At 64.0% G+C, this 13,206-nt stretch carries 11 protein-coding genes; 9 read left to right on the top strand and 2 right to left on the bottom strand.

Features of this window, described 5'->3' with window-relative positions:
* Nucleotides 1-12 precede the first annotated feature (12 nt).
* Nucleotides 13-906, bottom strand: a complete 894-nt coding sequence (locus tag MESOP_RS11610) for a protein-L-isoaspartate O-methyltransferase family protein (RefSeq protein ID WP_013893528.1) — start codon at nucleotides 904-906, stop codon at nucleotides 13-15.
* Nucleotides 907-1,420: 514 nt separating this feature from the next.
* On the opposite strand from MESOP_RS11610, the gene MESOP_RS11605 reads away from it, so the two are divergent.
* From MESOP_RS11605 to MESOP_RS11565, 9 genes are all read left to right on the top strand, one after another.
* On the top strand, nucleotides 1,421-3,022 hold the full coding sequence (locus MESOP_RS11605) for a DUF2778 domain-containing protein (RefSeq protein WP_041164626.1): 1,602 nt from the start codon (nucleotides 1,421-1,423) through the stop codon (nucleotides 3,020-3,022).
* Nucleotides 3,023-3,150: 128 nt separating this feature from the next.
* A complete protein-coding gene (gene uvrB / locus MESOP_RS11600; RefSeq protein ID WP_013893526.1) occupies nucleotides 3,151-6,321 on the top strand; it encodes an excinuclease ABC subunit UvrB in 3,171 nt (1,056 codons plus the stop codon).
* Nucleotides 6,322-6,494: 173 nt separating this feature from the next.
* The gene (locus MESOP_RS11595) at nucleotides 6,495-7,400 is read left to right on the top strand and encodes a DMT family transporter (RefSeq protein ID WP_013893525.1); all 906 of its coding nucleotides are present in this window, start codon (nucleotides 6,495-6,497) and stop codon (nucleotides 7,398-7,400) included.
* A gap of 321 nt (nucleotides 7,401-7,721) precedes the next feature.
* On the top strand, nucleotides 7,722-9,248 hold the full coding sequence (locus tag MESOP_RS11590) for an ABC-F family ATP-binding cassette domain-containing protein (RefSeq protein WP_013893524.1): 1,527 nt from the start codon (nucleotides 7,722-7,724) through the stop codon (nucleotides 9,246-9,248).
* 73 nt (nucleotides 9,249-9,321) lie between these two features.
* A complete protein-coding gene (locus MESOP_RS11585; protein WP_013893523.1) occupies nucleotides 9,322-9,600 on the top strand; it encodes a type II toxin-antitoxin system RelE/ParE family toxin in 279 nt (92 codons plus the stop codon).
* Nucleotides 9,601-9,627: 27 nt separating this feature from the next.
* Nucleotides 9,628-9,936, top strand: a complete 309-nt coding sequence (locus MESOP_RS11580; RefSeq protein ID WP_013893522.1) for a HigA family addiction module antitoxin — start codon at nucleotides 9,628-9,630, stop codon at nucleotides 9,934-9,936.
* Between the two features lie 125 nt (nucleotides 9,937-10,061).
* Nucleotides 10,062-10,244 (top strand): hypothetical protein, encoded by a 183-nt coding sequence (locus MESOP_RS11575; protein ID WP_013893521.1) that lies wholly within the window; start codon nucleotides 10,062-10,064, stop codon nucleotides 10,242-10,244.
* A gap of 160 nt (nucleotides 10,245-10,404) precedes the next feature.
* Nucleotides 10,405-10,827: a VOC family protein gene (locus tag MESOP_RS11570; RefSeq protein WP_013893520.1), complete on the top strand. Its 423-nt coding sequence runs from the start codon at nucleotides 10,405-10,407 to the stop codon at nucleotides 10,825-10,827.
* A gap of 198 nt (nucleotides 10,828-11,025) precedes the next feature.
* Nucleotides 11,026-11,379, top strand: coding sequence for a DUF1428 domain-containing protein (locus MESOP_RS11565; RefSeq protein WP_013893519.1), 354 nt, complete (start codon nucleotides 11,026-11,028; stop codon nucleotides 11,377-11,379).
* Between the two features lie 35 nt (nucleotides 11,380-11,414).
* Here MESOP_RS11565 and MESOP_RS11560 read toward each other — a convergent pair whose 3' ends face one another.
* Nucleotides 11,415-13,052: a tetratricopeptide repeat-containing sulfotransferase family protein gene (locus MESOP_RS11560; protein ID WP_041164095.1), complete on the bottom strand. Its 1,638-nt coding sequence runs from the start codon at nucleotides 13,050-13,052 to the stop codon at nucleotides 11,415-11,417.
* Nucleotides 13,053-13,206: the final 154 nt, after the last annotated feature.

The raw sequence follows: 13,206 nt of genomic DNA, 5'->3' as shown, positions 1-13,206 counted from the left end.
ATGCGGCAATGCTCAGGCGTTGTGCGTGCCGACGATCTGGTCGCCTTCGAGCTTCGTGAACGGCACGAACGGTACCACCTTGCCATTGTAGATGTCCGAGCGGACGATGTTGAAGGTGCCGTCGGCAAGCTGCTGCTTGATCACCTTGAGCACGTGCTGGGCGCCCGGCGGACCGACCGGAATGACCATCACGCCATTCGGCTTGAGCTGCTGCAGCAGCGATGGCGGGATGTGGTCGATGCCGCAGGTGACGATGATCTTGTCGAACGGGCCGACGCTTTCCCAGCCATAATAACCGTCGGCGTTGCGGCTGGTGACCGAGCCGAACTCGCTGTAGCCGCGCTCGATCAGCGCGTCGTAGGTGCGGCGGGTGCGCTGCGCCAGCGGGTTGATGATCTCTATCGTGTGCACCTTGTCGGTGAGGTTGGCGAGATACGCCGACTGGTAGCCCGAGCCGGTGCCGACCTCGAGCACGGCTTCGCCGAACTGCACGTCTATGGATGTCGTCATGCGCCCGACCAGGTGCGGACCCGAAATGGTCACGCCATAGCCGATGTCGAGGAAGGCATGGTCGTAGGCGCGGCCCAGATTCTGGGGCAGCACGAATTCTTCGCGAGGCGTCAGGAGGAAGGCGCGCTTGTTGCGGTCGTCCAGCACGTCCTTGTTGTAGACCATGATCTGGAAGCGATCGAACCGCTCGGCCAGGAACTTCGGATCCTCGCCGCGATTGGCCACCATCCAGTCGATGAACGACTTTTTGTCCTTGAACGGCACTTCGGCGTTGCGGTCGTAGGGCACCGGTACGTTGCGGTCGTAGGGCACCGGTACATTGGCCCTGACGGTGGCCGGAAGAATGGAAAACGCCGCAGCACCCGCCGACAGCGCCAAGAAGTCCCGACGCTTCATGGAAAAGCCTCCAAAGTGGCCTTTGCCACTCCAAACCAAGCACTTGAACGGAGTGCACCGGCTCCCAAAACGAGTCAATGGCCGTCGCGAGACAGCCGTCCGGGCCAAGAATTTGTGGCAGGCGGGCAACAGTTTTTGACGGTGCCCAAGGCCTTCCCGACGCCACGCAACGAGCGCCCGCCATCGTGGCATGACCGGCCGAACAGCCACCCGCACAAATTAGCGAGGGCTGTTTTGCTTGACTTGCCGGACAAAAACGGGCAGCAAAACAGGATTGGAAGGGCTGCAATACCGCGTGCATGGTCGTGGACAAGCCTTTTTCGGCACAAAGTCCACGTCTCTCTGTTGGTTTTGAGAGGGATTGGTTAACCAACTTTGTCCATATTTTGAAGCAATCGGCAACTAACGACAGGCGCGGAAAACGCGTCGGGGACCACCTGGGATCACTCACAGAATGGTCGTCGCGGCTATCACAGCCGCGGACGTGGGAGCCGATTGGAGCAAGATTGGTGGCATGGCGTTCTTGAGTAGAAACATTGTCGGGGACACGCGTTGGGAGGGCGAGAATGCCTGCGACGCTCCACGTTCCTCATCCTTCACCCCTGAACGGATCGTCCGCTGGGTCGCCGTGCCCGGCGTCAGCGCTGCCGTGGGCCTTTGGCTGATCGGCACCATGGCCGGCCTCAGTTCGGTCGGCGCCTCGCTGTCGGCGACGTCGGGCGGCCTGCCGCAGACGCTGTCCATGCCGGGCTCGCTGGCGCTGGCCGATCCGCTGAAACAACATTTCCTGACATCCTCGGCGCCGTTCGTGTTGGCCAATGCCCATGGCGGCGCAGAAGCCCTGCATGATCATGCCGTGCAATGCGGCGCCAGCTGTTTCAAGCTGGCCAGGGTGAGCCCCCACGCGGAGAAATCCGCACGCCTCGTGGCATCGGCAAAGCCGGCGGTCTTGAAGTCGAAGGCGCAGGAGCGCTTCGAACGCATGGAAGCATCGCTGTCGCCGACCAAGCTCGCGGCTGCCTTTGCCGGCGCCGGCAAACCTGTCGCCACGGCCGACGCCCGCCCGGTGATTTCCAGCATCGGGGCCCAGATTACCCAGGCGTCGCTGGTGCCGTCCGTCCAGGTCGTGGCCAGCCTGTCGGACGACATTCCACCGCCCGCGGCGGAACGCTTCGCCCGAGCCGGCACCGGCTCCGTTGTCGTGCAGACCGCGCCTGCGCCGACGGGTTTTGCCCAGCCGGAGACACCTGACAACGCGCAGCTGGCGCTCGCTCTCGTCCAGTCGATGCCGGTCGAGGACGAAGCCTTCGCCTCGCCGCTGCCGATGACCGGCGCCTCGGCCGATGTCGCGGTCGCGCCTGTCGAGACCCAAAAGGCGCAGCCCGGCGACGCCGCCTCGCTGCCGGACGCGCTCACCGACGACGTGCCGCTGCCGACCCGCCGGCCGCAATATGACGGGCCGCAGCAGCCCAAGGTGGTGGAACAGGACAAGGCCGTGGAGCAGGACAAGCCGGCTCCACAGCCCAAGATCGCGCAGCAGAAGCCGGCTCCCCAGGCAAAGCCGGCCCAACAGGCCAGGCAAGGCCGCCAAGGCGGCGACGTGCTGGCCTATGCCAAGCCGGACACGCCTTCGGGCGGCCTTGGCCAGGCGTTCAGAAACCTGTTCAACGGGCCGAGCGCCGGAAGCGGTGCCGGACACGGCGTTGCAGTCTATGACATCAGCGCCGGCATGGTTTACATGCCGGACGGCGAGAGGCTCGAAGCGCATTCGGGCGTCGGCGCCATGACGGACCAGCCGCGCTATGTCAACCAGAAGAACCGTGGACCGACGCCGCCCAACACCTACAATCTGTCGCTGCGCGAGGCGCGCTTTCACGGTGTCGAGGCGTTGCGCCTCACCCCGGTCGATGGCCGCAACAAATACAATCGCGACGGCTTCCTGGCCCATAGCTACCTGCTTCGCGGCCGCTACGGACAGTCCAGCGGCTGCGTTGCCTTCAAGGACTATGCGCGCTTCCTCGCCGCCTACAAGAAGGGCAAGATCAAGCGCCTGGTCGTCGTGCCGCGCCTGAACGGATCGGCGACGCGGGTAGCATCCAACGGAAGCGGCGCCTGATCGGCGTCGGACAGGCACGGGCCGTGGCTTTCTCCTCCTGACAGCCTTCTGTCAGGAGCCGCGTCTGGCGGCGTGCCCCGCCCCATCCCACTCTTTCCATTTTGGCCAAGACCTCCCATATTCGGGACATGGCCAGATCCCCCGACAAGAAAACGCCGCCGACGGCGAATGACGACCGCGCCGCGCCCAAGCGGCGCAGTCCGCTGACCGATTTCCTCGACGCCTCCGAACCGCTGCACAAAGGCGGCTTCGCCGAGATGCCGCAACCCGAGCTGTCGGGCACGCCGCTGACCGGTTCGATCGCCGACTGGGCCGAGCAGATAGAGCAGGAGGCGGAGAAAGAAGGGCGCCAGACCGGCAAGGGCGACGGCGGCAAATCGCCGAAACCGTCGAAGAAGATACCCGAGCGCTCCGCCGCCCCGGGACGCACGGCGCGCGGCACCTCGATGGGCGGCGCGGCCACCGCCCGCGAGCGCACCGCCGCCGGCCTCAATCCCGTCGCCGGCCTCGACGTCTCGCTGGAAGAGGCCGAGACGATGACCTCGAGCGGCGTCACCGCGACGGTGGCCGCCCTCTCCGCATTGATCGAATCCGGCAATCCGCTGCACAAGGACGGCGTGCTGTGGACACCGCACCGCCCTGCCCGACCGGAAAAATCCGAAGGTGGCATCGCCATCAAGATGGTGTCCGATTTCGAGCCGGCCGGCGACCAGCCGACCGCCATCAAGGACCTTGTCGAAGGCGTCGAGAACAACGACCGCACCCAGGTGCTGCTCGGCGTCACCGGCTCCGGCAAGACCTTCACCATGGCCAAGGTGATCGAGGAGACGCAGCGCCCGGCTTTGATCCTGGCGCCGAACAAGACGCTTGCCGCGCAGCTCTATTCCGAGTTCAAGAAATTCTTTCCCGACAACGCGGTGGAGTATTTCGTCTCCTACTACGACTATTACCAGCCGGAAGCCTACGTCCCGCGCACCGACACCTTCATCGAGAAGGAGTCCTCGATCAACGAGCAGATCGACCGCATGCGCCATTCGGCGACGCGCTCGCTGCTCGAGCGCGACGACGTCATCATCGTCGCCTCGGTGTCCTGCATCTACGGTATCGGCTCGGTCGAGACCTATACGGCAATGACCTTCCAGATGCAGATCGGCGACCGGCTCGACCAGCGCGCGCTGCTCGCCGACCTCGTCGCCCAGCAATACAAGCGCCAGGACATCAACTTCGTCCGCGGCTCGTTCCGTGTGCGTGGCGACACGATCGAGATCTTCCCGGCCCACCTGGAAGACCGCGCCTGGCGCATCTCGATGTTCGGCGACGAGATCGAGCAGATCACCGAGTTCGACCCGTTGACCGGCCAGAAGACCGGCGAGCTGAAAAGCGTCAAGATCTACGCCAATTCGCACTATGTGACGCCGCGCCCAACGCTGAACCAGGCGATCAAGTCGATCAAGGAAGAACTCAAGCAGCGCCTGGTGGAACTGGAACGCGCCGGCCGCCTGCTGGAAGCGCAGCGGCTGGAACAGCGCTGCCGCTTCGACCTCGAAATGCTGGAAGCCACAGGCTCCTGCGCCGGCATCGAGAACTATTCGCGCTATCTCACCGGCCGCCAGCCCGGCGATCCGCCGCCGACCTTGTTCGAATACATTCCCGACAATGCGCTGGTCTTCATCGACGAAAGCCACGTCACCGTTCCGCAGATCGGCGGCATGTATCGAGGCGACTTCAGGCGCAAGGCGACGCTGGCCGAATACGGCTTCCGCCTGCCGTCCTGCATGGACAACCGGCCGCTGCGCTTCGAGGAATGGGACGCCATGCGCCCGCTGTCCGTCGCGGTCTCGGCAACGCCGGGCGGCTGGGAGATGGAGCAGGCCGGCGGCGTCTTCGCCGAGCAGGTCATCCGCCCGACCGGCCTCATCGACCCGCCGGTCGAAGTGCGTCCGGCCAAAAGCCAGGTCGACGATGTCGTCGGCGAGATCCGCGAGACCACCAACGCCGGCTACCGCACGCTGGTCACCGTGCTGACCAAGCGCATGGCCGAGGACCTGACCGAATACCTGCATGAGCAGGGCGTCCGCGTGCGCTACATGCATTCCGACATCGATACGCTGGAACGCATCGAGATCCTACGCGATTTGCGCCTCGGCGCCTTCGACGTGCTGGTCGGCATCAACCTTCTGCGCGAGGGCCTCGACATTCCCGAATGCGGCTTCGTCGCCATCCTCGATGCCGACAAGGAAGGGTTCCTGCGTTCGGAAACCTCTCTCATCCAGACCATCGGCCGCGCTGCCCGCAATGTCGACGGCAAGGTCATTCTCTACGCCGACCAGGTCACCGGCTCGATGGAAAGGGCGATGGCCGAAACCAACCGCCGCCGCGAAAAGCAGATGGAATGGAACGCGGCCAACGGCATCACGCCCGAATCGGTCAAGTCGCGCATCTCCGACATTCTGGATTCGGTCTACGAGAAGGACCACGTCCGCGCCGACATCTCGCAGTTCACCGACAGCGCCGGCGCCATGATGGGCAACAATCTCAAGGCCCATCTCGACGCCATGGACAAGCAGATGCGCGACGCCGCCGCCAACCTCGATTTCGAGAAGGCAGCCCGCATCCGCGACGAAATCAAGCGGCTGCGCGAGATGGAACTGTCGATTTCCGACGATCCGCTGGCGCGCGAGGTGGAAGGCCAAAGTCCCGCCTCGGGCCGCGAAAAGGGCAAGCACAACAAGGGCGTGGCCAAACATCGTACGGCGGAGGAACAGGAGCGTTTCCGCAAATTCGAGGAAGCGCGTGCCGCCGAAGAGGCGGCCAAGGCTGCCCGGCCCAACCTCTTCCGCAAGCCTGATCTCGACGAGATGGGCGCCGACGGCGCTGTCCCGGTGAAGAAGCCGCTGTTTGCCAAACCCTCGATCGACGACATGGGCCCCGGCACCGATATGCCGACGCCGGCGGGTGCTGTATCGCGCTCGCTGTTCAAGAAACAATCGGCGTCCGAGGCACACGGCTCCGACTTCGGCATTCCGGGCGAAGCCACCAAGCCGCTGTTCAAGAAGAACTCGCTCGACGAGATGACCGTGCGGCGCACGGAAAAGCCGGTCGAAGGAAAGCTGCCCGCCAAGCCGCAGCCAATCTCCCCCCAACCGGGGGAGATGCCCGGCAGGGCAGAAGGGGGCGCGAAGGATCGCGACGACAAACCAATCATTCGCCAGCGCGCCGGCATCGGTTCGTATGAGGATCCAGGCGACGCCCGCCGAGAGAAGCGCCGGCCGGGCAAGACAGGTCGGCCGGGACGGTAGCTGCCTCTTCCTTCTCCCCCTGTGGGAGAAGGGAAAGCGCTCCGCTCCTAACGTCCCGCTTCGCCCAGCCGCAACCACCTCTGGACCATGAGCCATTCCTTGCCGCCGAGCGGCGGAAACGATACGCACGGCTGCAATTCCGCCTCTCCACGCAACATTCCGCCGGCCCACCCATGAAACCCAGGGATATCGCCGCCTACATCTTCCTGGCCATCACCTGGGGCCTGTCCTTCCTTGTCCTGCTCAAGGTTGTGCATGCCTTCGGTTGGGTCGGGGCGGTCACCTTGCGCGCGCTGATCGCCGGCATCACGCTTTTCCTACTCGCGGCGGCGACGCGGCGACGGCTCGATTTCAGCGCCGGCTGGCGGCACTTCGCCGTGGTCGGCGCGACGACCGTCGCGACGCAATTGATCGGCCTGTCCTACGCCACCCCGCGCATCGGCACCGCGATGGCGGCGATCCTCGTTGCCGCGATCCCGCTGTTCTCGATGATCCTCGGCCAATTGTGGGGGCTTGAACGCATCACTGTTCGCGGACTGGCCGGCCTGCTGCTCGGCGCCGCCGGCATCACCGTGCTGGTCGGCTTTCCCGCCGTCCCGATCACGGCACCCTTCGCGTTCGGCTGCGCCGCCTCGCTGTTCAGCTCCTTCTCCGCCGCCTTCGGCAGCAACTACGCCAACCGCCACCTGCGCGCGGCGGGCTCGTTCGAGCTCACCGGCGCCGCTTTTCTGTTCGGCGGCCTGATGACGCTGCCGCTGCTGCTGGCAGTACCGGTGCCAGCCATGCCACGCCCCGTCGACTTCCTCTACCTCGCCCTTCTCGCCTGCGTGATGAGCGCGCTGACCTACATCGTCTATTTCCGGCTGGTTGCCAGCATCGGCGCCACCAGGACGATCAGCGTCGAATTCGCGGTTACGACGATAGCGGTGCTGGCCGGAACGCTTCTGCTCGGCGAGCATCTGACCGTCGTCCAGGGCTTCGGCGCGACGGCGATCATCGGCGGCTGCATGCTGGTGCTGGACCCGTTCCCGCGCCGGACGGAAGCGGCCGTCTTGCCATCGGCCCAACCTTTGGTGTAATCGCCTCTAGCATGATCCCGAAAAGTGGAATCCGGTTTTCGGGCAAGATCATGCTTTAACAAGAGAACAGCGCCTCGGGCTCTGCACTCGAACGTCTCGAAAGGAGGGCTCACGTGTTCACGTTTCATCGTCACCATCGTCAGCGTGGCCCGATTTCTGCCCTGCGAGCTTGCTTGCAGGGCTGACCAGGGACGGTCCGGGTTTTTCCCGCTTCGATTTTTTGGTCTGCCCTTCGTGGTGCTGCAATGCCGAGCCTGATGGCCAGCAAGCGCACCGTCAAAGTGCACTGAGCCGGACACCGGCAAGACCAGAGAAATCATAATGGCCCTGATCAGCCTCAAATCCCTCGGCGTCGCCATGAGTGCGCCGCTGTTTTCCAATCTCGACCTCACCATCGGCACTGGCGACCGGCTCGGCATCGTCGCCGCCAACGGTCGCGGCAAGTCGACCTTGCTCAAATGCCTGACCGGCGAGATCGAGCCGACGTCGGGCGACATCACCCGCACGCGCGGCCTGCGCGTCGGCCATGTCGAACAGTCCGTTGCCCCTGCCTTGCTCGGCCGCACCTTCCATCAGGTGGTGGCCGACGCCCTGCCGCCCGAGCAGGCCGACAGCGAGATGTGGCGCGTCGATGTGGTGCTGGATTCGCTTGATGTGCCGGAGGCAATGCGCGAGCGAGAAATGCGCGCGCTGAGCGGCGGCTGGCAGAGGCTGGCGCTGATCGCCCGCGTCTGGGTCACCGATCCGGATATGCTCTTGCTCGACGAGCCGACCAACCATCTCGACCTCGCCCGCATCAGCCAGTTGGAGAGCTGGATGAACGCGCTGCCGCGCGAGGTGCCTGTCGTCATCGCCAGCCATGACCGCGCCTTTCTCGACGCCACCACCAACCGCACCCTGTTCCTGCGCCCGGAACAGTCGCCGGTGTTTGCGCTGCCCTACTCCCGCGCCCGGCAGGCGCTCGACGAGGTCGACGCCTCGACCGAGCGCAAGTTCCAGCGCGACATGAAGGTGGCGCAGCAACTGCGCCGCCAGGCCGCCAAGCTCAACAACATCGGCATCAATTCGGGCAGCGATCTTTTGACGGTCAAGACCAAGCAGCTCAACCAGCGGGCGGAAAGACTGGAAGAGGCGGCGAATCCGGCGCATCGCGAGAAGTCGGCCGGGGCAATAAGACTGGCCAATCGCGGCACCCACGCCAAAGTGCTGATCACGCTCGACGACGCGGCGGTTGAAACGCCCGACGGCACGCTGCTGTTCAAAACCGGCAAGCGCCACATCTGCCAGGGGGACCGCATCGTGCTGCTCGGCCGCAATGGCGTCGGCAAGTCGCGCTTCGTCACCCTGATCCGCAACGCCATCCTCGAGCCGGACGCCGTTCAGAATGTGAAGGTGACGCCGTCGACGGTGCTCGGCTACAGCGATCAGGCGCTGTCGGGCATCAGCGGCGACGACACGCCGCTGGCCATGGTCTCTCGCCGCCACGATGTCGGCGAGCAACGCGCCCGCTCGCTGCTTGCCGGCGCCGGCGTGGTCATCGAGATGCAGGAGAAGAAGATCGGCGTGTTGTCCGGCGGCCAGAAGGCACGGCTGATGATGCTGGCGCTCAGGCTCGCCAATCCCAACTTCTATTTGCTCGACGAGCCGACCAACCATCTCGACATCGACGGCCAGGAAGCGCTGGAGGAGGAATTGCTCAAGCACCAGGCAAGCTGCGTGCTCGCCTCGCACGACCGCTCCTTCATCCGCGCCATCGGCAACCGCTTCTGGCTGATCGAGAAGCGGAAGCTGACCGAGATGGAGGATCCCGAGGACTTTTTCCGCGAGGTGGCGGATATGGCGGGTTGAGAGCGATCGATTGGCCGTAGGCTATTTGCTTACAGACTCTTGATTTGTGTAAGCGATCTGTTTACATACATCCATGATCAAGTCCTTCAAGAACAAGGCGCTGTCGGACCTCTTTCAAACCGGAAAGTCAGGCAAGATCGACGCCAAGATGCACAAGCGCGTTCTTGTTCGACTTGACCGCCTGGAAGCTTCGGAGAAACCGGAGGAGATGAACCTCCCCGGCTTCGATTTTCACCAGCTCAAAGGCTTCGATCCCATCCGCTACACGGTCCACGTCAACGGCCCGTGGTGCATCACATTCGAGTTCGACGGCAAGGACGCCGCCCGCGTCGATTTCGAGCAATACCACTGAGGCGGCCAGATTGGAGAAGTTCGACTTATGACCGAGAACAAGCCGATGCGTCCTCTTGAGCGTTGTCCCTCCCACCCGGGAGCGCTGCTTGAGGACATTATCCCGGCAACCGGAAAGACCAAGGTGGAAATTGCAAATCTGCTCGGGATCTCCCGGCAGCAGCTCTATGACATCATTCGCGAAAAGAAGCCGGTTTCGCCGGCCGTGGCCGCCCGCCTTGGGAAGCTGTTCGGCGACGGAGCCGCGATCTGGCTTCGGATGCAGGCGGCTTTCGATGCCTGGCACGCCGAGCGTGAGGTTGATGTCTCAGCGATCCCGACGCTTAAGATTGCGTAGGTCTTACTCTGGGTCGAATCCCGGATCGTAACAAAAATTGCGACGCTGTGTCGGATCGTCTGAACCTGCCTCGTCCTTGGGATGCCGACACGATGATGCCGGCGTCAACCCAGGGAGAATGCATCATGTCCGTCCTTTCATCCATCGGTCGCATCGCAACCCAATATGCGGCGGCGCGTGCCCGCCATCGCAGCGAACGCATCCTGCTCTCGCTGCCGGCCGAACTGCGCAAGGATATCGGCTTTCCGGAAATCCTGGATGCGCAAGACAGCCGTCGCGCGGCTACCTTCTCGGCCAAAATCATATGACCGCGGCGAACCGGCCCATGTGCCTGTCGTTCAAACCCTCCGGTTGCCCGGCCTGTCCGGGCCCCGCCTGCGAAAAAAATTTCGCCGCCATGTAGGATCGCCGTCGTCCCGTGCGTCCTGGGATTGGCAAAGCCAAGCCAAGCGCAAAGAGGAGCAAGAGATGACCGACCAGACCCCCGTTCAGCCCAGGGCAGAAGTGCTCGGCGGATTGACCCCCTATCTGCAGGTGGACGGCGCCTTCAAGGCTGCCGAATTCTACAAAACGGCCTTTGGCGCCGAGCAGGTCTTTGCCTATCCGGCCGACGAGCAGGGCCGCACCATGCACATCCATCTCCACATCAACGGCTCGACGCTGATGCTTTGCGACGCCTATCCCGAACACGGCCATCCGCATCAGAAGGCGCAGGGCTACACGCTGCAGCTCCATCTCGGCGATGGCGATATCGATACCTGGTGGCAGCGCGCCGTCGATGCCGGCTGCGAGGTGGTCACGCCACTGCAAGTGATGTTCTGGGGCGACCGCTGGGGTCAGCTCAACGATCCGTTCGGCGTCGCCTGGGCCATGAATGCGCCGGTGAAATAAGGCGGAAGCTTTTCACCTCTCCCCTTGTGGGAGAGGTCGGATTGCCCCGAATTGCCTTTCGCAATTCGGTTGGCAATCCGGGTGAGGGGTAACTTGGCGCCAAGCTGGAACGCCCCTCATCCGTCTCGGCGCTGCGCGCCGATCCACCTTCTCCCACAAGGGGGAGAAGGAAGCACCCCACCAATGAGGAGTTCCACCATGTCCTATGTCGATGGTTTCGTGCTTGCCGTGCCTAAGGCCAAACTTGACGACTACAAGAAGCTCGCCAACCTCGCAGGCCCGATATGGATGGAACACGGCGCGCTGGCCTATGTCGAATGTATCGGCGACGACGTGCCCTATGGCGAGCTGACCTCGTTCCCGCGTGCCGTCCAGGCCAAGGACGACGAGGTCGTCATCTTCTCCTGGGCCGTTTACGAATCCAGGCAGAGCCGCGATGCGGTCATGGCCAAGGTGATGGCCGATCCGCGCCTGCAATCCGACTGGTCGACCATGCCGTTCGACGGCAAGCGCATGATCTTCGGCGGCTTCCAGCCGTTCATGGAGCTTTGAGCAGCTGGCGCAGCTGAGCGCCTGTTGCCAATCTGTTACCCGCCGAACTTGTCCAGCAGCGGCTTCAGCCTGTCGCCATAGCGCTTCCATAGGTCGACGGACCCCTGGTACATCGGCTGGCGCACTTGCGCGGCCGATGCGGTGCGCACAGGCCGGTCCGTCTGGTGGAACGACAGCACGGCATCGTCCCATGGCAGGCCGAGATGGTCGATGAGCGCCCGGCTCTGCCCTTCCTGGTCGGCGACGAAATCCTCGTAGCGCACGTCGTGCACGACACCCGGCAGCACACTGTGCCAATGCGCCATGATGTCGGTGTAGAGATTGTAGAAGTCGGCGAGTTCGCCGAGATCATAGCCGTAGCGATGGCTGTCGCCGCGGAAATGCACCTTGTAGATCGACAGGCAGGTCGCCGCCGCATCGCGGGCGCAATGGATGATCCTGGCCTTCGGCATCATCATGTGGATGAAGCCGACGAGCAGGAAGTTGCCCGGCATCTTGTCGGTGACATGGCGCATATGCGGGAAGCGGGCGTGCAGCATGTCGAGATAGGCCCGGCCTGCCTCGGCGAAATCCGAATCGTCCGTTTCCGATACGCCCCAGGGGAAGCCGCCCGGCATCGTCGCCGGGAATTGCTTGCCGACCGCCTTCTTCAGGATGCTGAGCTCGCCCGCGCCATAGACCTGCGGATGGCTGGCGATGATCTGCTCGACCAGCGTCGTACCCGAACGCGGCATGCCGACGATGAAGATCGGCGCGTCATCGGTGATCGGGCTCGGCTTGTGCCTTTCGAAGAAGCCGGCATCGAACACCGTCTTCATCGCCTCGAATTCCGCGCGCGTCCTGACGGGATCATAGTCGATCCCCTTGCGGCGAATGGCATTGCCTTCGGCGAAATAGTCGAAGGCTCTGTCGTAGTCCTTGAGATCGTCATTGGCCTTGCCGAGTCCGAAGGACAGCTGCATGCGTGCCAGGCTGCCCTGCGGCGCCTTGGCATGCTGGGCTTCCATGCCGGCCAATTCGGCGTCGCGCTCCTTCTGGCGCTTGACCTGCGCCAGCATCAGCCAGGCCGTGGCCATGCCGGGATTGACCGCCAACGCCTGCCGGAACAGATCGGCCGCTTCGTCGAGCTTGCCCTTTTCCATCAACCCGACGCCGAGCCCGTGCAACAGATCGGCATCCTTGGGGCGAATGGTCAGCGCCTCGCTGAAAACCGCCAGCGCCTCGTCCAGCCGCCCGGCCTCCTGCAGCGTTTCGGCAAGCCCGATGCGGGCGCGCACATGAAACGGGTTGCGTGCGACCGTGCCACGATAGATCTCTTCGGCCTCCTCGAACTGGCCGACCTGCTTCAGCGACGAACCGAGATTGTCGCGCGCAGCGAGCTGGTCCGGCCGCAGATCCACCGCGCCACGGAAGAAATCGATGGCCGCGGCAGGGCGGCCGAGATCGCGCATCACCGTGCCGAAATTGTTGAGGAAATCGGGATTCGTCGGCTGCAACTGCACCGATTGTTCGATGAGATCCAGCCCTTCGTCGCTGCGCCCGGTCTGGTGCAGCAGCAACCCCAGGAAATGCGCCGCGGCCGCGTGCTTGGGCTGACGCGCCAGCACCTGCCGGTAGATCGCCTCGGCTTCCTGACGGCGCCCGGCCTGATGCAGTTGCAGCGCCTGCTGCACATACTGGTCGAGCCCCAGCGGCGGCTGTCCCCCAGCGCCAGACCTCGCTCCCGCACCCGCCGCTCTTCTCTGATCTCTGTTGATGGGAAACCTGCCGTGTTTGTCCGCCTGCCGCGATCTAAGCCATTGGCGCGGCCGGTTCAAGGCTTTGCGT

The organism is Mesorhizobium opportunistum WSM2075 (genome assembly GCF_000176035.2).
In the GTDB taxonomy this organism is placed as follows: domain Bacteria; phylum Pseudomonadota; class Alphaproteobacteria; order Rhizobiales; family Rhizobiaceae; genus Mesorhizobium; species Mesorhizobium opportunistum.
Note: the sequence above shows the minus strand (reverse complement) of the source record. Positions and strands in the feature narration are given on the sequence as shown.

Bases quoted from the DNA above. Each gene is read 5' to 3' on its own strand.
- MESOP_RS11605 (WP_041164626.1), top strand. From the start codon at position 1,421: ATGGCGTTCTTGAGTAGAAACATTGTCGGGGACACGCGTTGGGAGGGC.
- MESOP_RS11590 (WP_013893524.1), top strand. From the start codon at position 7,722: ATGGCCCTGATCAGCCTCAAATCCCTCGGCGTCGCCATGAGTGCGCCG.
- MESOP_RS11595 (WP_013893525.1), top strand. From the start codon at position 6,495: ATGAAACCCAGGGATATCGCCGCCTACATCTTCCTGGCCATCACCTGG.
- uvrB (WP_013893526.1), top strand. From the start codon at position 3,151: ATGGCCAGATCCCCCGACAAGAAAACGCCGCCGACGGCGAATGACGAC.
- MESOP_RS11565 (WP_013893519.1), top strand. From the start codon at position 11,026: ATGTCCTATGTCGATGGTTTCGTGCTTGCCGTGCCTAAGGCCAAACTT.
- MESOP_RS11575 (WP_013893521.1), top strand. From the start codon at position 10,062: ATGTCCGTCCTTTCATCCATCGGTCGCATCGCAACCCAATATGCGGCG.
- MESOP_RS11570 (WP_013893520.1), top strand. From the start codon at position 10,405: ATGACCGACCAGACCCCCGTTCAGCCCAGGGCAGAAGTGCTCGGCGGA.
- MESOP_RS11580 (WP_013893522.1), top strand. From the start codon at position 9,628: ATGACCGAGAACAAGCCGATGCGTCCTCTTGAGCGTTGTCCCTCCCAC.
- MESOP_RS11585 (WP_013893523.1), top strand. From the start codon at position 9,322: ATGATCAAGTCCTTCAAGAACAAGGCGCTGTCGGACCTCTTTCAAACC.
- MESOP_RS11610 (WP_013893528.1), bottom strand. From the start codon at position 906: ATGAAGCGTCGGGACTTCTTGGCGCTGTCGGCGGGTGCTGCGGCGTTT.